Raw genomic sequence first — 23,436 nt, forward strand, 5'->3', positions numbered from 1 at the left:
TCCGGTCCCCGGCCCGGATAAGAACAGCCCGGATCAGAACAGGAAGTCGTCGGCCTGCAGGCTCTGGGTGGTGATCCCCGACAGCAGCATCGTGTCGCCATCCGCATCGGTAATCTGCAGCCCGCCCGAGGTCTGGGCGACATGGTTGGCAATCAGGTCGGCGTAGTCGGTGATTCCGTCCGCTGCGCCGAGGTGGATGCGCTCGCCCGCGGCGCTGGCGTCGAAATCCTTGACCGTGTCGTCGCCGCGACCAAAGATGAAGGTGTCGCCGCCGCCACCGCCGTGAAGCAGGTCGTTGCCGCCGCCGCCGTCCAGCGTGTCGCGCCCCTTGCCGCCCCAGAGCCGGTCATTGCCGTTGCCACCGTCGAGACTGTCCCGGCCGCCGCCGCCGCGCAGGCGATCCAGACCGCCGCCGCCCTGCAGCTCGTCACTGCCCTGGTTGCCGGAGAGGGTATCGCGACCGCTGCCCCCGGAGAGCGCATCGTCGCCGCCGCGCCCGGTCAGCAGGTCGCGGCCGTCGCCTCCGCCCAGATCGTCGCTGCCGGAACTGCCGTTCAGCGTGTCATTGCCGGCCAGGCCTTGCAGGCTCCCGGCGCTGCTCAGGCTGAGGCTGTCGTCACCCTCGGTGGCGACGTTGGCGTCGGGCCTGTTGTCGGCGCTGGCCGTCGGGGCCGCGTTGTCCAACTCCACCGGGGCGCTGGTGCGGGCAAAGTTCTGGGTCACCATCACCGCGTCCCAGCCATCGAAGTTGCCCTGTTCGATGCCGATGCCGACAAGCTCGACATCGGGGCTGAGGATATTGGCCCGGTGGCCGGGGCTGTTCATCAGGGAGTTGTGCAGGTCGGCCACATCGTCTGCCAGACCGGGGGCGCCGCGGGTGCTTTGCCAGGCGATGTTCTCGGCCCAGGTCCAGGAGCCGGAGAATTGAAACCCGGCGGATTCCATGCGTTGCCCGGCGCTGGAGCCGCCCGCACCGGTGTGGGAAAAGACATCCTGTTGCAGCATCCAGCTGCTGTGGTCCTCGGCCGAATCGTTGAGGCGCAGTTCCAGCTGCACCGGGTTCAGCCCGCGGGACGTGCGCTCGGCGTTGATGAGGTCGAGCATCTGCCGCTCAAGTTCGCTTGCCTGTGACATCAGGGTCGTGCTCCGAAAGAAAAAAGGGCCGTCTAGGCGGCGGTCTTCCATCGGTTAACGGAATTTTAAGGCGCGAAAAGGGCGGGGCTGTGACAGGGTTAATAGCGGCAGGCCTCTGCCATCGGGGTGCGCGCGCTACGCGGAAAACCGCGCGCAATCCGCACGGGGCAACCGTTGACGGCACGCTTTTGCCGACCCCGGCAGAACGCAGCGGATCGCTGCCGGTGTGACGCTTCCTCGCGGTTCCGGCCTGCGCGGCAGCTCCGCCGGTCCGGGGTGACGGCGGCGCGGGGTGTTTGGGGGCTGTCGTTCGGTTCAGCCGCGGGTGGAGGAGGGAAGGGGAGGAAGGCCGGACGCCGGCTTGGGGGAGAGCAGGCGCCCGGTATTTCAAGGTCCCGGACAGGCTGTGCCTTGCGTGCAGGCGGCAAGGCGGGCGCAAAAATTGGTGGGGGCGCGCCAGACCCGGGACACTTCAAGCCGGGTGTTCCAGTCCCGGCAGGCGAGGGTGCGATAAGGGAAACGCATCAGGCTAACCCCGCCGTATCTCCTTATTAGCATATGCTAAACAAGAAATACACCCTAAAGATGAGTTTGCTGGAATTTTCACGCTTTAACAGTATTTCGGCGGGCGCGCGCGGCATTGACTCGGGCCGGATACGACAAACCCCCGAGGCGGGGCCGCGGGGGTCGTCTTATCATCGAATGGCTGACACAAAGGCCAACCTAGTGCTGTCCGAAGCTGGAGAGCAAGGTGTGCTTAGAGCAGACCTTCGCGCTGGGCTTTCTTGCGTGCCAGTTTACGGGCACGGCGGATCGCTTCAGCTTTCTCACGCGCTTTTTTCTCGGACGGTTTCTCGAAATGCTGCTTGAGCTTCATTTCACGGAAAACGCCCTCGCGCTGGAGCTTCTTCTTCAGGGCACGAAGCGCCTGATCGACGTTGTTGTCGCGAACACTAACCTGCATGTGGTTTTCACCACCTTTCTAAGTTGGAGTTGCAAGGAATTGCAGGAAGCCGCCGTATAGCAAAGTGTCGCGATATTGTCTAGTAGGGTGTGAGGACGCTGCCAGCGGGAGGGTGAGATGAGCCAAGACCACGATCACGCACAGGATCACGCCGAGGGAGACCTCAAGGAAAAACTGCTGGATGCGGCGCTGTTGCACGTGCCGTTCGATGGCTGGTCCGAGGCCACCTTCCGCGCCGCCTGCCGGGATGCGGAGGTGCCGGAGGTGCTGGCCCATGCGGTCTGCCCGCGCGGCGGCGTGGACCTAGCGCTGGCCTATCATGCGCGCGGCGATTCGGCGATGCTGGCCCGGCTTGCGACGGAGGATCTGTCGGGGCTGCGGTTTCGCGACAAGGTGATCGCGGCGGTGCGCTTCCGGTTGGAGGCGGTGGACGACAAGGAGGCGGTGCGGCGTGGCACCACGCTGCTGACGCTGCCGCAATATGCGCCGGATGGGGTCAAGGCGATCTGGGGCACCTGTGATCTGATCTGGGAAGCGCTGGGCGACGGCTCGGACGATCTCAACTGGTACACCAAGCGCGCGTCGCTGGCCGGGGTCTATTCGGCCACGGTGCTCTACTGGCTGGGCGACGACAGCCCCGGCCACCAGGCGACCTGGGATTTCCTGGAGCGGCGGATCGAGAACGTGATGGATTTCGAAAAGCTGAAGGCGGGCCTGCAGAAGAATCCGTTGCTGAAGCCGCTGCTGGCCGGGCCGAACTGGCTGGCCGAGCAGATCAAGCCGCCCAAGGGGCGCGATGATCTGCCGGGGTCGGTCAACCCGCGCCGCTGAGGGGGCTCCTGCGCCTGTCTTTGCGGTTTGCGCTGCCAACCCCGGATGCTAGGCAGGGGGCAGGATCAGCAGGAGGCAGCCCGATGACACAGATGATGCGCGCAGTGGAAATCACCAAACCCGGCGGGCCGGAGGTCTTGCAGCTGTGCGAGCGCCCGGTGCCGCAGCCGCGCCACGGCGAGGTGGTGATCAAGGTGGCCTATGCCGGGGTGAACCGCCCCGATGCGCTGCAGCGGGCCGGGGCCTATGATCCGCCCAAGGGTGCCAGCGATCTGCCGGGGCTGGAGGCCGCAGGCGAGGTGGTCGCCGTCGGCGCCGGCGCCGAAGGGGTCGCGGTGGGCGACCAGGTCTGCGCGCTGTTGCCGGGCGGCGGCTATGCGGAATTCGTGGCCACCCCGGCGGCGCATTGCCTGCCGGTGCCCGCGGGGCTGGATCTGAAACAGGCGGCCTGCCTGCCGGAGACCTTCTTTACCGTCTGGTCCAATGTCTTCGGGCGTGGTGGGCTGCAGGCGGGGGAGCGGTTCCTGGTGCATGGCGGCTCCTCCGGGATCGGTACGACGGCGATCCAGCTGGCGCGCGAATTCGGCGCGCGGGTCTTTGCCACCGCCGGGTCCGCAGCCAAATGCCAGGCCTGCCTTGCGTTGGGGGCGGAGCGGGCCATCAACTACCGCGAGGAGGATTTCGTCGAGGTGATGCGCGCGGAGGGCGGCGCCGATCTGGTGCTGGACATGGTCGGCGGCGACTATATCCCGCGCAACATCAAGGCGATGGCGGATGACGGGCGGCTGGTGCAGATCGCCTTTCTGCAGGGGCCCAAGGTGGCGCTGAACTTTGCCCAGATGATGACCCGGCGGCTGACGCTGACCGGCTCGACCCTGCGCCCGCAAAGCGATCTGGCCAAGGCGCGGATCGCGCAGGATCTGCGTCAGAAGGTCTGGCCGTTGCTGGCGGCGGGCCGGGTGGCGCCGGTGATGGACAGCGAGTTCGCGCTGGCAGAGGCCGATGCGGCGCATGCGCGGATGGAGGCCTCGGGGCATATCGGCAAGATCGTCCTGAAGGTCGGCTGAGGCACGTGATCAGGCAGGCAGGGGCGGCCGGTGGCTCGCCCCTGCACGCATGTTGCCGGCGGGATGCGCCTGCAGGTGGCCGTGGCGGTTATTTCACCGCGCGACGGTAGAGATGCCAGGTGGCATGCCCCAGCACCGGGACCACCACGATCAGACCTGTCAGCAGCGGGATCGCGCCGATTGCCAGCGCGGTGCCGACCAGGATGCCCCAGGCCAGGCAGACCACGGGGTTCCTGCGCAGCACCCGCATCGAGGTCGCGACGGCCACGGGCAGACCGACATGGCGGTCCAGCAGCAGCGGGAAGGACACCAGGCTCATCGCCAGCGCGGCGAGGGCGAACACCGCGCCAACCAGCCCGCCGCCGATCGCCATGATCCACCCCTCGCGGGTGGTCAGAACGGCATTGGCGAAACTGGCGATCGAGGCCGGTGGTTCCGGCCCAAGCGTGCGGCTGTAGATCATGTCCGCGGCCACCAGCCACAGGATAAACAGGGCCGCCAGATACAGCCCCAGCACCACGATCGCGCCAAAGGCGGGGGAGCGTACCACCGCCAGCGCATCGATCCAGCGCGGTTCCAACCCGGCCTCGCGGCGGGCCGACATTTCATAAAGCCCCACCGCCGCCACCGGACCGACCAGGGCAAAGCCCAGGATCACCGGGACGATCAACGGCAGCAGGTTCAGTGACAGCCCCATCGCGATCAGCAGCACCCCGATGACCGGGTAGATCAGCACCAGGAACATCGCATCGCTGCGGCAGGCGGCAAAGTCCTCGAAGCCGCGGCGCAGCGCATATCCGAGATCGCTGAATGTCAGCCGGTTCACCTCGGGCAGGCTGTGAACGCCTGTGCTGCCCAGTTCCTCGACGGTGCGACCGAGATGCGTGCCCGTGGTTTCCGCGCCTTGCAGAAGCCAGCTGAGCGGGTTTCCGATTGTCTTAGCCATGGCTGTACCTCCTCGCTGACCAGACGGACGTGCCGTGGGAGGCGGAGCCAGCGACGGCACGCAGGAGTAATACTAGCACGAAATCGGGAAAAATCCGCTGCCGGGGCCATTTTGGGCCCCGCGCTGCGTCGCTCTACACGATTTTTGGGTCCCGCCTCTAGCGGATGGGCGCGAACCGGGCGTTTTCCAGGGTGCAATCGCGGATCACGTCGCGTCCGCAGGGCACCGGCTCCAGCGATTTGGACAGGCAGATACGGGCTTCCTGAATGGCGCCGTCGCGGCAGGTGATGGTCACGCTGTCACGGGTCAGCGCGGGGTTGGCCTGCAGGAAGGCTTCCTCGACCAGCGAGGCCGGGAGGGTCACCGGTTTGGTCAGCTTGCGGAAGATGGCAGGGCGGGTGATGCGGTTGTAGGCCTCGCGCATCAGGGCGTAATAGGCCTGCGCGCTCAGTCCGGCGCAGGTGCCGTGTTTCTTCCACTGGTGCCAGGCGAGACCGGGGCTGCCCATGATGTCGGCCATGTCACGGCTCATGGCGCGGCTGGGAGGGGCGACGGCGGTGCGGCAGTAGCTGGGCCAGCCGCGGTGGAATTGCGGCCACAACCCGTGCAGGGTCCAGCCATGATCGTGGCGCGGATGACACTGGTCGGCCTTGCGGGCGTCGCCCTCCTGGGCGCACCAGTTCGGAGACCAGCTGAGCGCCAGCACGTAGTAGTCGAACTCGCCCGCGGGTTCGCCCTCGGCGGCGACAGGGGCCGCAAGGCAGGCAAGCAGGGCAATCAGCCCGCAAAACAACTTCGGCATTGGCCTCTTTCCTTATGCGTCGATGCCGACTATATAGGGCTGAAGTTCCCCGACAACGGAAACCTGCCCCGCCAGCCGGGGACGCCATTTCAGGCGGCGGGAGAGATGTATCCGGGGATCAGGTGTTATAAGGAGATGAGCACATGGCAAAACCGTTGATGGCCAAGGCAACCGCCGTGTGGCTGGTGGACAATACCACGATCAGCTTCAAGCAGATCGCCGATTTCGTCGGCATGCACGAGCTGGAGATCCAGGGCATCGCCGACGGCGAAGTTGCAGTGGGCGTCAAGGGCTTTGACCCGATCGCCAACAACCAGCTGACCCAGGAAGAGATCGACAAGGCCGAAAACAACCCGCTGCACAAGCTGAAGCTCAAGTTCAACCCGGCAGCCGCCGGTGAGGAAAAGCGCCGTGGCCCGCGCTACACGCCGCTGTCCAAGCGTCAGGACCGTCCGAACTCGATCCTGTGGCTGGTCAAGTTCCACCCGGAACTGAGCGACGGTCAGATTGCCAAGCTGGTGGGCACCACCAAGCCGACGATCCAGTCGATCCGCGAGCGCACCCACTGGAACATCGCCAACATGCAGCCGATCGACCCGGTGGCGCTGGGCCTGTGCAAACAGTCCGAGCTGGACGCCGCGGTGCAGAAGGCAGCGGCCAAGAAGGCGGCCGAAGGCGGCGTGATGAGCGACGACGAGCGCCGCAAGCTGGTCTCCACCGAGCAGTCGCTGGAGATGGAAGCGGAGCCGAAGATCCCGACCGCGATCGAAGGGCTGGAGACATTCACACTCGGTGGCGGCTCTGCCGACGAAGAGGAGAAGCCGGAGGCCGACATCCTCGACGCGGACAGCTTCTTCAACCTGCCGTCGGATGGCGATGCCGACGAGGACGAGGACGAAGATTCCCGCAGCTGAGCGCTGCGGCACGTGGCTGGGGCTGGCTGAGCCCCGTTGCGTCGCTGAAGTATCCTTAAAATGCCACGGATCCGCCCGTTCGGACCCGTGGCATTTTTTGTTAGTCTGACAGGGCAGCGCGGCCGACGGCGCGTTTGCGATCCCTGCGGGGGCGACCGTGGTCTCGTCGCGGTCGGGCCGGTGTCAGGGGTATTGTGTTGACTGTATCGCCAGCCGGGCACGCGTGATCGGCCCTGGGGCTGGCAGGAGTGCGAGTGATGAGTGAAGCAATGGTTGCGGCGCCGGGTGGCGGCGCGGAACCGGACCCCTGGGCGCTGCTGGGCGGCAGGGCGTATTGCGAGGCGCTGGTCGAGCAGCTGTCGCGGCAGTTCGGCGCCGACTTCGTGGCCATCGGCGACCGCCGGATCGGCGCGGTCGACCGGGTGCGGTGCCTGGTCAGCCGCTTTGATGGGCTGCCGGTGGATGATCTGGACATGGAGTGCGAAGCGACCGCGGCGGGAGAGGTGCTGCGGCAGGGGCGCGTTCAGGTGACGGCGGACGGCGTCCGGGCCCGTTTCCCGCGGGATGAGATTTGCGCCGAGGAAGGGATCCAGAGCTATGTCGGCGTGGCGCTGTGCCGCGCAGATGGTGAGGCCATGGGCCTGATTCAGGCGGCGTGGCGGCGCGCGGTCCCTGCCGACCTCTGTCAACAGGTGGCGGCCCTGATGGACGCCCATCGGCCACGGCTGGCCGCAGAAGTGGCCGCGATGCAGGTCGAGGCCGCGCTGGCGGCCTTGGCCGTCGGTTGCGACGGGGCGGGCACGGCGGAGACCTTTGGCTGGCTGGCGGAGCAGCTCCAGCGGGCCTTCAATGCGCGCGCGGCCTTCATCGCGGAGCGGCGGGAGGAGACGACCGACAGCTATCGCGTTCTGGCCTGCTGCGCCGGGGGGCTGCGGCTGCCGGTGGCGGCGGATGCGGTGGTGTCCTTTGCGGGCGCGCCTTGCGCCAGCCTGCGTGACCAGCCGGAAGCCCACGCGGCCCGCGATGTGCTGGAGGCGGGCGATTGGCAGGTCTCCTTTGCCGCGGGCGGCGCGGAGGAGATATGCGCATTGCAGAGCTATCTCGGCTTCGCGATCCGGGACGCTGAAGGCCAGATGATCGGCCATTTCGCCCTGCTGCATGACCGGAAGCTGGAGCGCGCGGGTCTCGACAATCGGCTGATCGAGGTCTTCCTGGCCCGCATCGGGCGGGACCTGCGCCGCCGCCGCGATGACCGGCGCCGCAACGAGGAGGAGCGGGCCGCGCCGGTTGCGCCCGAGGCGCGCAGCTTTGATCAGCTTGCAGGCACGGTCGCCCATGAATTCAACAACGTCCTGGCGGCCATGCAGGGGCGCACCGAGCTGGCCCTGGCCTGCCTCGGCGGCGGTCATCCGGCAGAGCGCCACGTTGAAGTGGTGGCCGAGGGGGTGCAGGCGGCGACCGGCCTTGTGCGCCAGCTGCTGTGCGCCGGGCGCGAGGGCGGGGATGCGCCGCCTGAGATCGCGCCCGAGACCGCGACTGAGACCGCGCCGGATCCAGCCGCCCGGGACGCAGCGCCGCCGCCGTCGATGGCGGACCGGCGGCGCATCCTGGTGGTGGACGACGAAGAAACCGTACGCCGGGCGGTGGCTGGGCTGCTGAAGCTGCGCGGGTGCGACGTTTCCCTGGCGGATGGCTGCGACGCGGCGCTGGCGCTTCAGGGAAGCGGCGGGCCGTTCGACGGGGCGGTGATCGACATGAACATGCCCGGGCGGGGCGGCTGGGAAACCCTGTCGCAGCTGCGCGCCGCGCAGCCGGGGCTGAGTGCGGTGATGATGAGCGGTTTTGCCATTAGCGCCGCCGATGCGGGTTTTCCGGCGCTGGCGGATGTGCAGGTGCTGGACAAGCCCTTCACCAAGGAACATCTCTACCAGGCGGTGCTTGGCTGACTGGCGAGGCGGCCGTCGGAATGGCTGGGGTCAGATTTCCTTGCGGGCGCGCAGGGCCGCGGAGATGGTGCCGTCGTCGAGGTAGTCCAGCTCGCCGCCGATCGGCACGCCCTGCGCCAGCGAGGTCAGCTTGACCTTCCCCTGCAGCTGGTCGGCGATGTAATGGGCGGTGGTCTGCCCGTCGATGGTGGCGTTCAGCGCCAGGATCACCTCGGTGATGCCTTCGGTGGACACCCGGTCGATCAGCCGCGGAATGCGCAAATCCTCGGGCCCGACCGCGTCCAGCGCCGACAGGGTGCCGCCGAGCACGTGGTAGCGGCCCTTGAACACCAGCGCGCGCTCCATCGCCCAGAGGTCGGAGACATCCTCAACCACGCAAAGTTCGCCGTTGGCGCGCTCCTCATCGGTGCAGAGCGGGCAGATCTCGGCGGTGCCGATGTTGCCGCAGTTGAGACATTCGCGCGCGGTGGCGGCGACTTCGGCCATGGTTTCGGCCAGCGGCGCCAGCAGCAGGCCGCGCTTGCGGATCAGGTGCAGAACCGCGCGGCGTGCCGAACGCGGCCCGAGGCCCGGCAGTTTGGCCATCAGGGCAATCAGGTCTTCGATGTCGCTGGTCGAGTTGCGGATCATGTGCGCGGGCCTTTGTTCTGCCTCTCATATAGGCTGATGCCGCGGGGGGAGCGCAAGGGCACGGCGGCAAAATGTTCGGCTTTTGTTTGCGCCGTGGGCGGGCCGCGGTCACGGAAAAGGCGGCCCCGTCGGGACCGCCCTTTGCAGAGGTATGGCGCCGTGTTCAAAACGGCAGCTTGATGTCCTTGGGCAGGCCCATGCTTTCGGTCAGCTTGGCCATTTCTTCCTTGGCCTTCTCCGCGGCCTTAGCCTGGGCGTCCTTTATCGCGGCCAGGATCAGGTCCTCGACCACTTCCTTGTCGTCGCCGTTGAAGATCGAGGGGTCGATGTCCAGCCCCTTGAGGTCGCCCTTGGCAGAGGCCGTGGCCTTGACCAGACCCGCGCCGGCCTCGCCGGTGACCATGAGGTTATGCAGCTCTTCCTGCATCTCGGTCATCTTGGTTTGCAGTTCTTGAGCCGATTTCATCATCTTGGCCATGTCGCCAAGACCGCCGAGGCCTTTGAGCATGTGATCTCTCCTGAGAATTCCGGTTTGCCCCGCTAGATACGGGGGCAGGGGCCATGAAACAAGGGGCAGCTTCGCCGCGCTGCCGCGGTCAGCCCTCCTCGAAGGGGTCCCACTCGTCCTCGACCTCGGGCAAGGCTTCGGCGGCCACTTCGGCGGCAAGCTCCTCGGGGGTGCGGATGCGGGTGATCTTGGCCTTCGGGAAGCTTTCCAGCACCGCCTGCACCAGCGGGTGTTCGCTGGCCTTGGCGCGCAGGGCGTTTTCGGCGGCATTCTCGCGCTCGCTGATGGTTTCGCCGCCGCCCTCGCTGACGATCGAGAAGAACCAGTTGTAATGGGTCCAGGCCTTCAGCTGCTCGCTGAGGCGCTTGGTCAGGTCGCGCGGTGCATCCTCGGTGAGCTGGAAGGTGATGCGCCCGGGCTGATAGGCCACCAGCCGCACGTAGCTTTTGACATACTCCAGCAGCAGGCCGTCGCGGCGGCTGCGGATCAGCTCGACGACATGTTCAAACGTCGGATAGCGGGCCAGAGCGGCATCAACCTGTGGCGCCAAAGCGGCCATGGTGCCGCCACCGCCATGGGCCATCGGCCCGCTGCCGGGGCCGCCCGGACCGGGCTCCGGCTGGCCATAGCCGACCGGGGCGCCCGAGGCCGGTGCCCCCGGGGCGCTGCCCATGCCACCCATACCGGCCATCGCGCCACCGCCGGGGCCATTTGGCGGCAGGGGCGGCGGGGTTGCGTCCTTCAGCTTGCGCACCAGTTCCTCTGGGGTGGGCAGGTCGGCCACATGGGTCATGCGGATCACCGCCATCTCGGCGGCCATCATCGCGTTGGGGGCGGCGGCCACTTCCTCCAGCGCCTTCAGCAGCAATTGCCACATCCGGCTGAGCACCCGCATGTGCAGGGTTTCGGCCATCGCCAGGCCGCGGGCGCGCTCGTCCGGGCTGACGGTGGGGTCCTCGGCGGCGTCGGGGGTGATCTTGACGACCGAAACCCAGTGGGTGATCTCGGCCAGGTCGCGCAGCACCGCCAGGGGATCGGCGCCTTCGGCATATTGCGCGCTGAGCTCGGTGAGGGCACCTGCGGCGTCGCCGCGCAGGATCATGTCCATCAGGTCCAGCACCCGGCCGCGGTCGGCCAGGCCCAGCATGGCGCGGACCTGATCGGCGGTGGTCTCGCCCGCCCCGTGGGAGATCGCCTGGTCCAAGAGCGAGGTCGCATCGCGGGCCGAGCCTTCGGCGGCGCGGGTGATCAGCGCCAGCGCGTCATCGGCAATCTCGGCCCCTTCGGCGGTGGCGATCCGGCGCAACAGTGAGATCATCACCTCCGGCTCGATGCGGCGCAGATCAAAGCGCTGGCAGCGCGACAGAACGGTGACCGGCACCTTGCGGATCTCGGTGGTGGCGAAGATGAACTTCACATGCGCCGGCGGCTCCTCCAGCGTCTTCAACAGGGCGTTGAAAGCGGAGGTCGACAGCATGTGGACCTCGTCGATGATGTAGATCTTGTAGCGCGCGGAGGCGGCGCGGTACTGCACCGAGTCGATGATCTCGCGGATGTCGCCGACGCCGGTGCGGGAGGCGGCGTCCATCTCCATTACGTCGACGTGGCGGCCTTCCATGATCGCCACGCAATGTTCGCACTTGCCGCAGGGGTCGGTGGTCGGGCCGCCGGTGCCGTCGACGCCGATGCAGTTCATGCCCTTGGCGATGATCCGCGCGGTGGTGGTCTTCCCGGTGCCGCGGATGCCGGTCATGATGAAGGCTTGGGCGATGCGGTCGGCGGCAAAGGCGTTCTTCAGCGTGCGGACCATGGCGTCCTGGCCGACCAGGTCGGCAAAGGTCTCGGGCCGGTATTTGCGCGCCAGTACCTGGTATTGGGATGGGCCGCTTTCGCTGGGGGTGTCGCTCATGGTGTCTCGTGCCGGATTCGGATTGGTTATGCCGCGTATCGCGCAGGGTATTGGAGCGCGCCCGGTTCGTCCACCGCAGAAGGGCGGCGCGGGGCGGCGGAAAAACCTTTTGGGATTTGCGGCTGGCGCGGCTAGACTCGGTGGTAAGGCCCGGGTGGGATCGGGCGGGGCGCGCGCAGGCAGGGAGGCGCCATGCATTCTGACAAAACCTCTGGCGTGGCGGAGCAGCCGACGCCCGCGCCGATGGCGGCTCACGACCCCGTCAATCTGACCCTTCACGCCCTGTCGGTTGGCGGCGGTCTGCTGGCCCTGTGCAAGTTGCCGGGGAGCGGTGGCGATTATGTCGGTGATCTCGCCCAGATCAACGCGTGGAAGCCGGGGCTGGTGATCTCGATGACAACGGAGGCGGAGCAAGTCGCCGCGGGCGGTGTGCGCCTGGGCGCGGATCTGCAAAGCATGGCCTGTCGCTGGATCCACTTGCCGGTGGCGGACTTCGACACCCCGTCGAGGCGGGTGGCCTTGAAATGGCCGACCGCCAGCCGCAAGGCGCGGCGCGCGCTGGCCGGAGGCGGTCGGGTGCTGGTACATTGCAAGGGCGGCTGCGGGCGCTCTGGCATGGCGGTGCTGCGGCTGATGATCGAAGCCGGCGAGCTGCCGGCGCAGGCGCTGGCGCGGCTGCGCAGCTTGCGCCCCTGCGCGGTGGAGACCCAGGCCCAGATGGAATGGGCCTACGCCGGTCGCATGCGGCTGCGGCGCCCCAGCTGAAGACATGCAGCAGCCGGGGCCGGACCGCCAACGGCGCAGGTCGCGAGCGCGGTAGCGGGGGCCGGGAGGCGTCAGCCGAGCGGAACCTGCGTTGCGGCTTGTGCGTGGGCGGGGTTCGGGATCGCCTCGATCAGGGCGCAGGGGCGCGCCGTTGCCGCGGTGGCAGCAAAGCCACTGTCGCCGGCGCCGAACATGGCATCCGCAAAACGGTCGAGCCCGGCCCGCGGGGTCTGGGCCTCGACACCGCAGTAGATGCGGATCCTGTCATGGCTGGCGGCGAATTGCGCCGGGCAGGACTTGGGGCAGCCGTCCAGCACGGTGTTGCCGGTGATTTCAAAATCCTCCTGCGTCAGCGGACGCGCCTGCGTCAACGCCGCCGCTAACCGGGTGATCATGCGTTCCGCTGCCGGGCAGGGACGGCCCAGGTCGGGACAGTCGGTGGCCGTGTAGCCGTGGGTCTGGTCGCTCCAAATCATCAATGCGCCCTCCGCGCGTGGCGGGGCAGAGGGGCAGGGGGAGAAGCGGTGCCAGTCCGCCCGTCGCCGGGCAACCGCAGCCGTCAGACCCTGCCCGGACGCCCCGTCCGGGTTCGAGTTTCACATGTGATGGCAGGTCTCCTGACTTGCGGGTCGATGCTGATCCGGTCCTTCCCGGCCCGAGGGCCAGTGGATTGTCCGGGGTCGCTCGCCGCTTACAGTTGCGGGGGCAGTTGCGGACTTGTCCGGCCCGAGGCCGGACGCACCGCATTCCCTTTTCATCCCGGCCACGATCCGTCGCGGCGCGGGAACCATCCCCTTAGCGGTAGCGGCTGCGGACCCGGCGCGTCAATCGCAAATCCGCATCCGCCGCCGGAGGAACGGAGCGTAAGGCGACCGCGCGGCGGCCGCAGGTCTGCCTGCAATGGACTTGCCAATGGGGCGCCAGCCGGGGCTGTCGGGCGATGCGATCAGGCGGTGCTCTTCAGCCGCGCCTCGGTCAGGCCCGCGTAATCGGCCAGGCGCAGTTTGAAGCGACGGTTGAGGTTGTTGCGCGCCAGTTTCAGAGACTGCAGCAGCAACCGTCCGGTCAGGGTGCTTGCCTCCAGTTTCAGCCGGACCGAGAGGCGGGTGCGCTGGGGGGACAGGGGCACCAGCTCCACCTCCATGCGGCCATCCAGACCGCTGCCACCGCCGGTGATGGTCATGCCGGTCACCGGCGAATAGTCGGCCAGGACCAGCCGGGCCTCACGCTGCTTGCCGCGGAAGGCAAAATTCAGATCCCAGGTCAGCCCCGCCTCGGGGTGGGCAGGATCGCCGGTGCGCTGCACCTCGATGCTGCGGCGCAGGGCGGAGCGTTCCATCAGTTCAAAGTCGGAGATCGCCCCAAAAACGTCCGCAATAGGTGCTTCGATATCTTCGTTGCCTTTGAATTCCATGCTCGCCTGCCTGTCCCGAATGTCTGATGTGCGTGCCTGTTGTACCCCGTGCGGTGACAGGGGGGAGCGTGCCTCTCGCGCTGGACACAAATATGCGCTCTAGTCCAGCGTGTCCGCAAGCCAGTTCTTGAGCAGAAAATGCGCAATTGCGCCCTTTCGGGCCGGTTTGATCAACGGGTGTTCGCCAGCAAAGGCCGTCATCATCTCCTGGCGGCTGACCCAGAGCGCGTCTTCGATCTCGGCCGGGTCGATGGTGATGTCGCGGCTCAGCGCGGTGCCGGCGCAGCCGAACATCAGCGACATCGGAAAGGCCCAGGGCTGGGAGGCAAGGTAGCTGACCGCGCCGACCTCCACGCCGGTCTCCTCCAGCACCTCGCGCCGGACGGCGGCTTCCAGCGTCTCGCCCGGTTCGACAAAACCGGCCAGCAGCGAATACATCCCCTCGGGCCAGCCGGGCGAGCGGCCAAGGAGCACGCTGTCGCCATGGGTGATGAGCATGATGACCACCGGATCGGTGCGCGGGAAATGCGGCGCCTTGCAGGCAGGGCAGAGGCGTTGCCAGCCCGCCTGCGCGATGACGCTGGGCGCGCCGCAGCAGGCGCAGAACCCGTGGCTGCGGTGCCAGGCCAGAAGCGCCTTTGCCGTGGCGGCCATTTCGGCTTCCAGCGGCGTGAGCATGGTCATGATGCGGCGCAGTTCGGCAAAGACGTGGCCCTGCGGCAGTTCCGGGTGTTGCTGTTCGCTGGCGTCGCTGAAGGCCTCGAGCGACGCTGCGTCCAGATCCGCGGGCTGCCAGTCGCCGAGGTCGCAGGCAAAGCGCGGTGCACCCTGCGGTGTCAGGCCAAGGAACAGGGCCGTGTCGCGCAGGGGGGCGACAAGCGGGTGATCGGGGGCCGTCAGGGCAAGCCCCTGTGGCGGAGCCTCTGCCTGTGGGCGCCGGGTCAGCGGTTTGCCGCGCCACAGCAGCAGCACGGCTGCATCGGCTGCGCGCCAGGCTGCGTCCAGCGCTACAGCGTCGGTGCGCAGATGGGCGGCGCGGTTCAGCGCACCGCCACCGAAAGTCACCTGTTCTGCATGTTTCATGGCGGTCTCCCGAGGCATCTTGCGGTTTCCTTGCCAGCCCGGTTGGCCGGGAGCCAGCCATGTTGCGCGATCCGGGCTTGCCTGTCACTGCAACGCAACACCGCCCGATCGGAGCAAGGCGCTCGCGGGGCAAAAAGGCAGGGTGCAAAATGTCTTTGGCGGCAGAGCATGTCACGGCGGCGCTCAGAAAAATGTCGCAGCACTCAAAAGGTGCCTTTGCAAATCGTTAAAACGCTGATTCAAATGGGGCGGAGAAACACGCGGTAAAGCGTAGCCTACAGAAGCGGACCCTAAGTGCCGACACGGGAGCAGACATGACGGTTGCGGTGGACAAGCCCCCCGCCCGGACCTCCGGGCGGCTGCGCGTGCTCGCCACGACGGATCTGCACTGTCACCTGCTGGGGCACGACTATTATGCCGACCGCGCCGATCCGGCCGTCGGGCTGTCGCGCGTGGCCAGCCTGATCGCCGAGGAGCGCGCCGAAGCCGCGGCACGCGGCGAGGCCTGTTTGCTGGTCGACAATGGCGACGGTTTCCAGGGCGCGCCGCTCGGCGATATCGAGCCGGGCAGCACCCGACCGCATCCGCTGGCGGTGGCCTTTGACGTGCTGGGGTATGACGCGGTCGGGCTGGGCAACCACGACTTTGATATCGGGCTGGAGCGGCTGTCGCGGGTGTTGGCAGACGTGCGCTGCCCGGTGCTGTGTTCGAACCTGCGGGCGGCCCGGCCCGGGCTGCACCTGCCTTTTGGAGAGGCGGCGATCCTGGAGCGGCAACTGGACAGCTGTCCCGATCTGCCGCCTGTGCGCATCGGGTTGCTGTCGGTGCTGCCGCCACAGACGCTGGTCTGGGGTGGTCGCGGGCTGCAGGGGCAGCTGCGCGCCACCGGGATCGTCGATACCGCGGCCGAGCAGGCCTGGCGCCTGAAGACGGAAGGCTGCGATGTGGTGCTGGCGCTGGCCCATACCGGGCTTGGCGATGACGGCGGCGCGCTTTCGGCGGCGGGCGGCGGCGACAGCACGGAAAATGCGCTGGAGCAGCTGGCGGCCTTGCCGCCGATCGATGCGCTGGTGGGCGGTCATACCCATCTGACGCTGCCGGATCCGGCGCATCCGCTGGACAAGCCCGTGGTGATGCCCGGCGCCCATGGCTCGCACCTGGGCGTGCTTGACCTCGACCTGCGGTACGGGGACGGGGGCTGGCGGCTGGTCTCGGGACAGGCGCGGTTGCGGCCGGTGGCCTGCAAGGGCAATGCCGGCGCGATCCAGTCGCTGGCCGCGGAATCCCCCGAGCTGGTGGCGGCGTTGTCGCAGGACCATCAGCGCACCCAGGAGCGCATGCGGCAGCCTGCCGGTTCCTCGGACGTGGCGATGCATTCCTATTTCACCTTCTTTGCGCCGGACCGCGGTCTGGCGCTGGTCGCGGCGGCGCAGGCGGCGGCGGTTCGGCCGCTGCTGGCGCAAAGTGCCGCGGGAGAGCTGCCGCTGCTGTCAGCGGTGGCGCCCTGCAAGTTCGGCGGTCGCGCCGGGCCGCAGTTCTACACCGATATTTCCGCCGGGGACCTGAGCGCCCGCAATATCGCCGATTTGCAGATCTTCCCCAATGAGTTGCGCGTGGTGACCGTGAGCGGCGGCCAGTTGCTGGACTGGTTGGAGATGTCGGCGGGGCTGTTCAACCGGCTGACACCCGGGCGCAGTGGCCAGCTGCTGGCGGATCCGGCCCGCGCGGGGCACAATTTCGACGTGATGTTCGGATTGCAGTACCGCATCGACCCGTCGCAACCGCCCCGGTTCTCGGCCACCGGAGAGCGCATCAACCCGCAGGCCCGGCGCATTCGCGAGCTGCGGTGGCGCGGCCATCCGGTGGATCCCGAACAGAAGTTCGCGGTTGCCGCCAACAGCTACCGGGTGCGGGGCGGCGGCAGTTTCCGGATGTTGCACGAGGCCGAGGAGCTGTCCCTGCCGCCGCTGCTGATCCGGGACGCGGTGCGTGATTACCTGCAGGGACGGCTGAAGACCGACCCGCTGGAGGCCGCGCCTTACCCGTGGAAGCTGGCGTCCCTGCCGGGTGCGCGCGCGGTTGCGGTGACCGGTCCGGGCGCGGCGCGCCACCTGGCAGAACTGCCTGCCGGTCTGGCGGTGCCACGGGGGTTCAATGAGCAGGGATTCTGGGAACTGGAGCTGCATCTCTAGTCCTGTCTGGCGGGTGTGCAGCTGCCCTTGTCATTCCGGATTATGCCCCTTATATCGGGATTCGAGAGGTTGGCGCGGGCAAGCGCCTCGCCAACCTGGTCAGGTCCGGAAGGAAGCAGCCACAACGAGCCCCGCTTGGGTCGATGTCCAGCCTCTCACTTTAACTCCCCCCCCCCACACACGCACTCGAAAATTATCCGCCCGACATGGGCGTGCGACAGTCATTTCGGTGTGCCAGAGCGGCCGCGTCGCTAGAACGGCGGTATGGCCTGCACGAGGTTGCTGCCCGCGCGGACGCAGGCAGGGAGGCTGACTTGACCGGTGTTTGAAGCCGTGGCGCGACCGGGGGCGACTGCCGAAATCGTGGCGTCAGAACCGGCCGTGGTTGGCCGGGTAGACGCCCAGAACCTCGACGTTGGTGGTGAAATACTTCAGCTCATCCATCGCCAGCTGCACATTGGGATCTTCGGGGTGGCCTTCGATATCGGCATAGAACTGGGTCGCCGTGAAGGAGCCGTCGACCATATAGCTTTCCAGCTTGGTCATGTTGATGCCGTTGGTGGCAAAGCCGCCCATCGCCTTGTAGAGCGCGGCGGGAATGTTGCGTACCTGGAACACGAAGCTGGTGATCATGCTGTGGGTACCGCGACGGCGGTAATCCGGTTCCGGCGCCATGATCAGGAAGCGGGTCGTGTTGTCGCCATTGTCCTCGATGTGGCGCGCCAGCACCTCCAGACCGTAGATTTCGCCGGCCAGTTCGCTGGCCAGGGCCGCCACGTGCTTGTCGCCGGCCTCGGCCACGTCACGGGCCGCGCGGGCGTTGTCGGGGCTGACCCGGCCCTGGATGCCGTGTTCGCGCAGGAAGGTGCCGCATTGCGGCAGCAGCACCAGGTGCGATTTCGCCTCGCGGATGTCTTCCAGCTTGGCCCCCGGCACGCCCAGCACGTTGATGTGCACCCGCACGAAGGCCTCGTCGATGATGTGCAGCCCGCTGTGGGGCAGCAGGCGGTGAATGTCGGCCACCCGCCCGTAGGTCGAGTTCTCGACCGGCAGCATCGCCTGTTCCGCCTCGCCGCTCTTGACCGCTGCGATGGCGTCTTCAAAGGTGCGGCAGGGCAGCACCTCCATGTCGTGGCGCGCGTTGCGGCAGGCCTCGTGGCTGTAGGAGCCCAGCTCCCCCTGAATGGCGATCTTGCGGGTCATGGGTGTGTTTCCGGTGCAAAACTTCAGCAAATGGGCGTTTCGTCGCGCTGTCTATACCTTGCCACTGGCGAGGGGAAGCCTTAGACACCCCCCCAGACAGCTAAATGGACCCGCGATTCATGTTTGACACAATGACCCTTACCAAAGCGACCGCAGGTTTCTGTGGCGCGTTCCTGGTATTCCTCCTGGGCAAATGGGCCGCAGAAGAACTGTATCACGTGGACAGCCACGGAGAGGCTGCCTACGTGATCGAAGTCGCCTCCGCCGATGACGCGGCCAGCGACGAGCCGGAGGTCAGCTTTGACGAGCTGATGGCCTCGGCTGATGTCGCCAAAGGCGCAAAAGTATTCAAGAAGTGCTCGGCTTGCCACAAGCTGGAAGATGGCGCTAACGCCACGGGTCCCTATCTGTATGGGGTTGTTGGCCGTGATATCGCCTCGGTTTCCGGTTTCGGCTATTCGGGTGCTCTGACCGCCCTGGCGGACAAGGACTGGACGCCGGAAGAGCTGGATGCCTTCCTGGCCAAGCCGTCGGCCTATGCTTCCGGCACCACCATGTCGTTCTCCGGGCTGAAGAAACAGTCGGATCGGGTGAACCTGATCGCCTATCTGGACAGCCTCGACGACTGATCCGTCGCTGTCCCAGCTATCCGAAAAAGCCGCTGCCCCGGGCAGCGGCTTTTTTGCCGTTTGGGCAAGTGTTTGCCGTGTGGCCGAGCGCTGGGCGGGGATTGTCCTGATTGTGACGGATGGTGATGGAAATCCTCCAATCTCAACTTGAAAGTGACCGCGGGCGGACATTAGCTTGGGATGGCAGAAAACTCCGGCGGCAGGCACCGGGCAACAGGAGGTCAAGGCAGATGAAAACGGCTCAGGCTGTGGCGCGGGCAGGCGTGAAGGAACGGGCGTATCCGATGCAGACCGCAGTGATGTTCGCGCAGATGTTGGCGCTGTCGCTGATCCTGGCGCTGACGGCGACGTTGGCGCAGGCAGAGGGCACGCCCGAGGCGGAGGCCGCTGACAAGGTCATCACCAGCCACGGGTATTCCTATTTCGGCAATCTCGACTACCCGGCCGATTTCGAGCATTTTGCCTATGTGAACCCGGATGCGCCCAAAGGGGGCGAGATTTCGCTCGGGGCGTCGGGCACCTTCGATTCGCTCAACCCCTATTCCCGCAAAGGTCGCGCCGGGGCGCTGACCACGATCCAGTATGACAGCCTGCTGGTCAGTTCCGACGACTCCATCGGCCAGTACTACGGCCTGCTGGCCGAGAGCCTGGAGTATGACGAGGGCCGCAACTACGTGATTTTCCACATGCGCCCCGAGGCACGGTTCTGGGATGGCACGCCGGTGACGGCCCATGACGTTGTCTACAGCCACAAGCTGTTCATCACCCAGGGGTTGCCGTCCTATGCGCAGGCGGTGGGCCATATGGTGACCAGCGCCGAGGTGCTCGACGACCTGACGGTGAAATTCACCTTCCACCCCGATGTCAGCCGCCGCAGCCTGATCGAGACCGTCGGCAATACCACCGTGTTCTCCAAGGCGTGGTTCGAGGAAGACCCGGAAAACCGCCGCCTGGATGAGCCGCGCCTGGAGGTGCCGGTGGGCTCGGGCCCCTACAAGCTGGAGAGCTTCGACGTCAACCGTCGCATCGTCTACACCCGCCGCGATGACTATTGGGCCAAGGATCTGCCGGTGAACCGCGGCCGCTACAACTATGACCGCATCCGGGTGGAGTATTTCGCGGACCAGACCGCCGCGTTCGAGGCCTTCAAGGCGGGCGAATACACCTTCCGCCAGGAAACCGACGCCAAGCGCTGGGCCTCGGGCTATGACTTTCCGAAGCTGGCGGCGGGCAGCGTGGTGATGGATGAAATCCCGGATGGCAGCCCGCCATCGCCCTCGGGGTTCGTGTTCAACCTGGCCAAGCCGCAGTTTGCCGACAAATCCGTGCGCAAGGCACTGGCGCTGGCGTTCAACTTTGAATGGGTGAATGAATCGCTGCTGTTCGGTCTCAGCACGCAGCGCGACTCCTTTGTCGAAGGCACCCACCTGGAGGCCACCGGCGTGCCCGAAGGCGCGGAACTGGCGTTCCTGCAGAGCCTGGGGGACGTGGTGCCGGCAGAGGTGCTGGAAAATGAAGTGGTCACCACCCATACCTCGAAGCCGGATCGGCTGAACGACCGCCGCAACCTGCGCAAGGCCTCGCAGATGCTGGACGAGGCTGGCTGGCCTGTGGGCGATGGTGCCTTGCGGCGCAATGCGCAGGGGCGGACGCTGAAGGTGAACATCCCTTATCCGTCCAACATGACGGGATCCGTCGCCACCATGATCGAAACCTATGTTCAGAACCTGCAGGCCATCGGCGTCGATGCCTCGGCGGAGAAGGTCGATCCGGCGCAGTTCACGCTGCGCAGCCGGGAACGGGATTACGACATGGTCTATACCGACCGGTATGGCGCGTTTCTGACCACCGGTGGCGGTCTGACGCAGATGTATGGCTCCAAGGAGGCGGAGTTCAGCCTGTTCAACCCCGCGGGCCTCGCCAGCCCGCTGGTGGACGCAATCCTCGAGGGGTCCTTCGACACCACCAATCAGGAAGAGCAGGACGCGGCGCTGATGGCGCTGGACCGCGCCTTGCGCTACGAGTTCTTCGTGATCCCCGACGGGTATGTCGCGGAATATTGGACCGCTTACTACGACATGTATGCCTATCCCGAGACGCTGCCGCCCTTCACTTTGGGCTACCTGGACCTGTGGTGGGTGGACCCCGAACGCGAAGCGGCGCTGAAGGCGTCCGGCGCGCTGAGGTAACTCCCCGACATGGCAGCCTATATTCTTCGACGCCTGCTTTTGGTGATCCCGACGCTGTTCGGCATCATGGTGGTGAATTTCGTGCTGGTGCAATTCGTGCCCGGCGGCCCGATCGAGCAGATCATCGCCCAGCAGCAGGGCGCCGGTGACGTGTTCGAGGGCTTTGCCGGTGGCAGCGGCGCCGAGATCGAATCCGGCGGCGCCACGGATCGCTACGCGGGCGCCCAGGGCCTGCCGCCCGAGTTCATCGAGGAGCTGGAACGCGAATTCGGGTTCGACAAGCCGCCGCTGGAGCGGTTCATCAACATGATGTGGAACTACGTACAGTTCGATTTCGGCGAGAGCTATTTTCGCAAGATCGGCGTGACCGAGCTGGTGCTGGAAAAGATGCCGGTATCGATCTCGCTTGGCCTGTGGTCGACGCTGATCGCCTATCTGATCTCGATCCCGATGGGCATTCGCAAGGCGCTGACGGATGGCTCGCGGTTCGACACCTGGACCAGCGGCGTGATCATCGCGGCCTATGCGATCCCGTCGTTCCTGTTTGCAATCATGCTCCTGGTGCTGTTTGCCGGTGGCTCCTACTGGCAGATCTTCCCGTTGCGCGGGCTGACCTCGGACAATTGGGAGGATCTGAGCCTGTTGGGCAAGGTGGCCGATTATTTCTGGCACATCGCGCTGCCGGTGCTGGCCTCGACCATCGGTGCCTTTGCGACGCTGACGCTGCTGACCAAGAACTCTTTCCTTGATGAGATCAAGAAGCAGTATGTGATGACCGCCCGCGCCAAGGGGCTGAGCGAGAACCGGGTGCTGTACGGCCATGTGTTCCGCAACGCGATGCTGATCGTGATCGCGGGTTTTCCGTCGGTGTTCATCGGTATCTTCTTTTCCGGTTCGCTGATCATCGAGACGATCTTCTCGCTCGACGGTCTGGGGCGGCTGGGGTTCGAGGCCGCGGTGGCGCGGGATTACCCGGTGATCTTCGGCACGCTGTTCATCTTTGGCCTGATGAGCCTGGTGGTCGGGATCATTTCGGACCTGATGTATGTGCTGGTCGATCCGCGCATCGACTTTGAAAAGCGGGAGGGCTGAGCCATGGCACTTTCCCCCCTGAACCAGCGCCGCTGGAACAATTTCCGCAAGAACAAGCGCGCCTACTGGTCGCTGATCATCTTCTCGGTGCTGTTCACGCTGTCGCTGTTCGCCGATTTCCTGGCCAATGAAAAACCGATCCTCGCCAGCTACCGCGGCGAGCTGTACACGCCGATCTTCAAGTTCTACCCGGAGACCGAATTCGGCGGCGATTTCCAGACCGAGGCGCCCTACCGCGACCCGGAGGTGGAATGCCTGATCCGCTCCGGCGGCATCGAGGATTGCTTTGACGATCCCGAGGGCATCCTGGAGCAGATCGATGCGGGCACCTATCAGGCCGAAGGGTTCTACGAAGGCTGGACGCTGTGGCCGCCGATCCCCTACAGCTACAACACCTCCGTCGACCGCCCCGGCGCGGCGCCCCTGCCGCCCAACAGCCAGAACTGGCTGGGCACCGACGATACCAAGCGCGACGTGCTGGCGCGGGTGATCCACGGCTTCCGCCTGTCGATCCTGTTCACCCTGATCGTGACCGGCGCGGCGACGGTTCTGGGCATCATCGCAGGTGCGGTGCAGGGCTATTTCGGCGGCTGGCTCGACCTGATCTTCCAGCGCGCGATCGAGATCTGGAGCGCGACGCCGACGCTCTATGTCATCATCATCATGTTCGCGGTGCTGGGGCGCAGTTTCTGGCTCCTGGTGTTCCTGATGGTGCTGTTCGGCTGGACCGCGCTGGTGGGCGTGGTGCGGGCCGAGTTCCTGCGCGCGCGCAACCTGGAATACGTGCGCGCGGCCAAGGCGCTGGGGGTCGGCAACATGACGATCATGTTCCGCCACATGCTGCCCAATGCGATGGTGGCGACGCTGACCATGATGCCCTTCATCGTCACTGGCACGATCTCGTCTTTGGCGGGGCTGGATTTCCTCGGCTTCGGGCTGCCGTCCTCGGCGCCGTCGCTGGGCGAGATGACGTTGCAGGCCAAGCAGAACCTGCAGGCGCCCTGGCTGGCCTTCACCGCGTTCTTTACCTTCGCAATCATGCTGTCGCTGCTGGTGTTCATCTTTGAGGGCGTGCGCGATGCCTTCGACCCGCGGAAGACGTTTTCATGAGGGTAATTTTGGAGACAAACGCGAGGGCTGTGCCTGCCTGGGCGGGCGCAAATGCGCCTGCCGAGGGGCAGGCAGGCGCAGCCCGGGCCGCAAACGTCCCGGGCGGAA

General features: G+C 66.4%; 21 protein-coding genes, 1 other RNA gene and 1 riboswitch. Of the genes, 11 read left to right on the plus strand and 11 right to left on the minus strand.

Features of this window, described 5'->3' with window-relative positions; genetic code table 11:
* Positions 1-33: 33 nt before the first annotated feature.
* Entirely contained in the window at positions 34-1,134 is a 1,101-nt protein-coding gene (locus ACZ52D_RS09960; RefSeq protein WP_464441213.1) for a CAP domain-containing protein, read from the minus strand.
* A gap of 757 nt (positions 1,135-1,891) precedes the next feature.
* Entirely contained in the window at positions 1,892-2,098 is a 207-nt protein-coding gene (gene rpsU / locus ACZ52D_RS09965; RefSeq protein ID WP_005614280.1) for a 30S ribosomal protein S21, read from the minus strand.
* A 117-nt stretch (positions 2,099-2,215) separates the two neighbouring features.
* Between rpsU and ACZ52D_RS09970 the strand changes: the two genes are divergently transcribed.
* Both ACZ52D_RS09970 and ACZ52D_RS09975 read left to right on the plus strand, forming a co-directional pair.
* A complete protein-coding gene (locus ACZ52D_RS09970; RefSeq protein WP_369928792.1) occupies positions 2,216-2,929 on the plus strand; it encodes a COQ9 family protein in 714 nt (237 codons plus the stop codon).
* A gap of 83 nt (positions 2,930-3,012) precedes the next feature.
* Positions 3,013-3,996 (plus strand): NAD(P)H-quinone oxidoreductase, encoded by a 984-nt coding sequence (locus ACZ52D_RS09975; RefSeq protein ID WP_464441214.1) that lies wholly within the window; start codon positions 3,013-3,015, stop codon positions 3,994-3,996.
* 88 nt (positions 3,997-4,084) lie between these two features.
* Here the strand turns inward: ACZ52D_RS09975 and ACZ52D_RS09980 are convergent, their stop codons facing one another.
* Both ACZ52D_RS09980 and ACZ52D_RS09985 read right to left on the minus strand, forming a co-directional pair.
* Positions 4,085-4,942: a DUF2189 domain-containing protein gene (locus ACZ52D_RS09980; protein WP_222454739.1), complete on the minus strand. Its 858-nt coding sequence runs from the start codon at positions 4,940-4,942 to the stop codon at positions 4,085-4,087.
* Between the two features lie 157 nt (positions 4,943-5,099).
* The gene (locus ACZ52D_RS09985; protein WP_464441215.1) at positions 5,100-5,744 is read right to left on the minus strand and encodes a ribonuclease T2 family protein; all 645 of its coding nucleotides are present in this window, start codon (positions 5,742-5,744) and stop codon (positions 5,100-5,102) included.
* 143 nt (positions 5,745-5,887) lie between these two features.
* On the opposite strand from ACZ52D_RS09985, the gene ACZ52D_RS09990 reads away from it, so the two are divergent.
* A complete protein-coding gene (locus tag ACZ52D_RS09990) occupies positions 5,888-6,658 on the plus strand; it encodes a DUF1013 domain-containing protein (protein ID WP_369928786.1) in 771 nt (256 codons plus the stop codon).
* A 257-nt stretch (positions 6,659-6,915) separates the two neighbouring features.
* Positions 6,916-8,604: a response regulator gene (locus ACZ52D_RS09995; RefSeq protein WP_464441216.1), complete on the plus strand. Its 1,689-nt coding sequence runs from the start codon at positions 6,916-6,918 to the stop codon at positions 8,602-8,604.
* A gap of 30 nt (positions 8,605-8,634) precedes the next feature.
* Here ACZ52D_RS09995 and recR read toward each other — a convergent pair whose 3' ends face one another.
* The 3 genes from recR to ACZ52D_RS10010 all read right to left on the minus strand — a co-directional run bounded on the left by recR (position 8,635) and on the right by ACZ52D_RS10010 (position 11,651).
* Positions 8,635-9,234: a recombination mediator RecR gene (gene recR, locus ACZ52D_RS10000; protein WP_222454743.1), complete on the minus strand. Its 600-nt coding sequence runs from the start codon at positions 9,232-9,234 to the stop codon at positions 8,635-8,637.
* Positions 9,235-9,397: 163 nt separating this feature from the next.
* A complete protein-coding gene (locus tag ACZ52D_RS10005) occupies positions 9,398-9,742 on the minus strand; it encodes a YbaB/EbfC family nucleoid-associated protein (protein WP_222454744.1) in 345 nt (114 codons plus the stop codon).
* Positions 9,743-9,830: 88 nt separating this feature from the next.
* Positions 9,831-11,651 (minus strand): DNA polymerase III subunit gamma/tau, encoded by a 1,821-nt coding sequence (locus ACZ52D_RS10010; protein ID WP_417473101.1) that lies wholly within the window; start codon positions 11,649-11,651, stop codon positions 9,831-9,833.
* A gap of 243 nt (positions 11,652-11,894) precedes the next feature.
* Between ACZ52D_RS10010 and ACZ52D_RS10015 the strand changes: the two genes are divergently transcribed.
* Positions 11,895-12,416, plus strand: a complete 522-nt coding sequence (locus ACZ52D_RS10015) for a protein-tyrosine phosphatase family protein (RefSeq protein ID WP_369928869.1) — start codon at positions 11,895-11,897, stop codon at positions 12,414-12,416.
* A 71-nt stretch (positions 12,417-12,487) separates the two neighbouring features.
* Here the strand turns inward: ACZ52D_RS10015 and ACZ52D_RS10020 are convergent, their stop codons facing one another.
* From ACZ52D_RS10020 to nudC, 3 genes are all read right to left on the minus strand, one after another.
* Positions 12,488-12,892, minus strand: a complete 405-nt coding sequence (locus ACZ52D_RS10020; RefSeq protein WP_464441217.1) for a hypothetical protein — start codon at positions 12,890-12,892, stop codon at positions 12,488-12,490.
* 114 nt (positions 12,893-13,006) lie between these two features.
* Positions 13,007-13,223: riboswitch (cobalamin riboswitch) on the minus strand.
* Positions 13,224-13,362: 139 nt separating this feature from the next.
* A complete protein-coding gene (locus ACZ52D_RS10025; protein ID WP_417473099.1) occupies positions 13,363-13,830 on the minus strand; it encodes an SRPBCC family protein in 468 nt (155 codons plus the stop codon).
* Positions 13,831-13,929: 99 nt separating this feature from the next.
* Positions 13,930-14,913: an NAD(+) diphosphatase gene (gene nudC / locus ACZ52D_RS10030; RefSeq protein WP_464441218.1), complete on the minus strand. Its 984-nt coding sequence runs from the start codon at positions 14,911-14,913 to the stop codon at positions 13,930-13,932.
* 314 nt (positions 14,914-15,227) lie between these two features.
* Between nudC and ACZ52D_RS10035 the strand changes: the two genes are divergently transcribed.
* Positions 15,228-17,105 carry a 5'-nucleotidase C-terminal domain-containing protein gene (locus ACZ52D_RS10035; protein ID WP_222454750.1) on the plus strand — a complete coding sequence of 626 codons (1,878 nt, stop codon included), beginning with the start codon at positions 15,228-15,230 and terminating at the stop codon, positions 17,103-17,105.
* Between the two features lie 62 nt (positions 17,106-17,167).
* An RNA gene (gene ffs / locus ACZ52D_RS10040) (signal recognition particle sRNA small type) lies at positions 17,168-17,266 on the plus strand.
* 208 nt (positions 17,267-17,474) lie between these two features.
* Here ffs and ACZ52D_RS10045 read toward each other — a convergent pair.
* Positions 17,475-18,308 carry a prephenate dehydratase gene (locus ACZ52D_RS10045; RefSeq protein WP_369928768.1) on the minus strand — a complete coding sequence of 278 codons (834 nt, stop codon included), beginning with the start codon at positions 18,306-18,308 and terminating at the stop codon, positions 17,475-17,477.
* 119 nt (positions 18,309-18,427) lie between these two features.
* On the opposite strand from ACZ52D_RS10045, the gene ACZ52D_RS10050 reads away from it, so the two are divergent.
* The 4 genes from ACZ52D_RS10050 to ACZ52D_RS10065 all read left to right on the plus strand — a co-directional run bounded on the left by ACZ52D_RS10050 (position 18,428) and on the right by ACZ52D_RS10065 (position 23,328).
* Positions 18,428-18,937, plus strand: coding sequence for a c-type cytochrome (locus ACZ52D_RS10050; protein WP_369928766.1), 510 nt, complete (start codon positions 18,428-18,430; stop codon positions 18,935-18,937).
* Between the two features lie 230 nt (positions 18,938-19,167).
* The gene (locus ACZ52D_RS10055; protein ID WP_464441219.1) at positions 19,168-21,126 is read left to right on the plus strand and encodes an extracellular solute-binding protein; all 1,959 of its coding nucleotides are present in this window, start codon (positions 19,168-19,170) and stop codon (positions 21,124-21,126) included.
* 9 nt (positions 21,127-21,135) lie between these two features.
* Complete coding sequence (locus tag ACZ52D_RS10060; protein WP_222454754.1) at positions 21,136-22,218, plus strand: microcin C ABC transporter permease YejB; 1,083 nt, start codon at positions 21,136-21,138, stop codon at positions 22,216-22,218.
* A 3-nt stretch (positions 22,219-22,221) separates the two neighbouring features.
* Positions 22,222-23,328 (plus strand): ABC transporter permease, encoded by a 1,107-nt coding sequence (locus ACZ52D_RS10065; RefSeq protein ID WP_222454755.1) that lies wholly within the window; start codon positions 22,222-22,224, stop codon positions 23,326-23,328.
* Positions 23,329-23,436 lie beyond the last annotated feature (108 nt).

The sequence above is a fragment of the Leisingera sp. S2M4 genome (assembly GCF_055398055.1).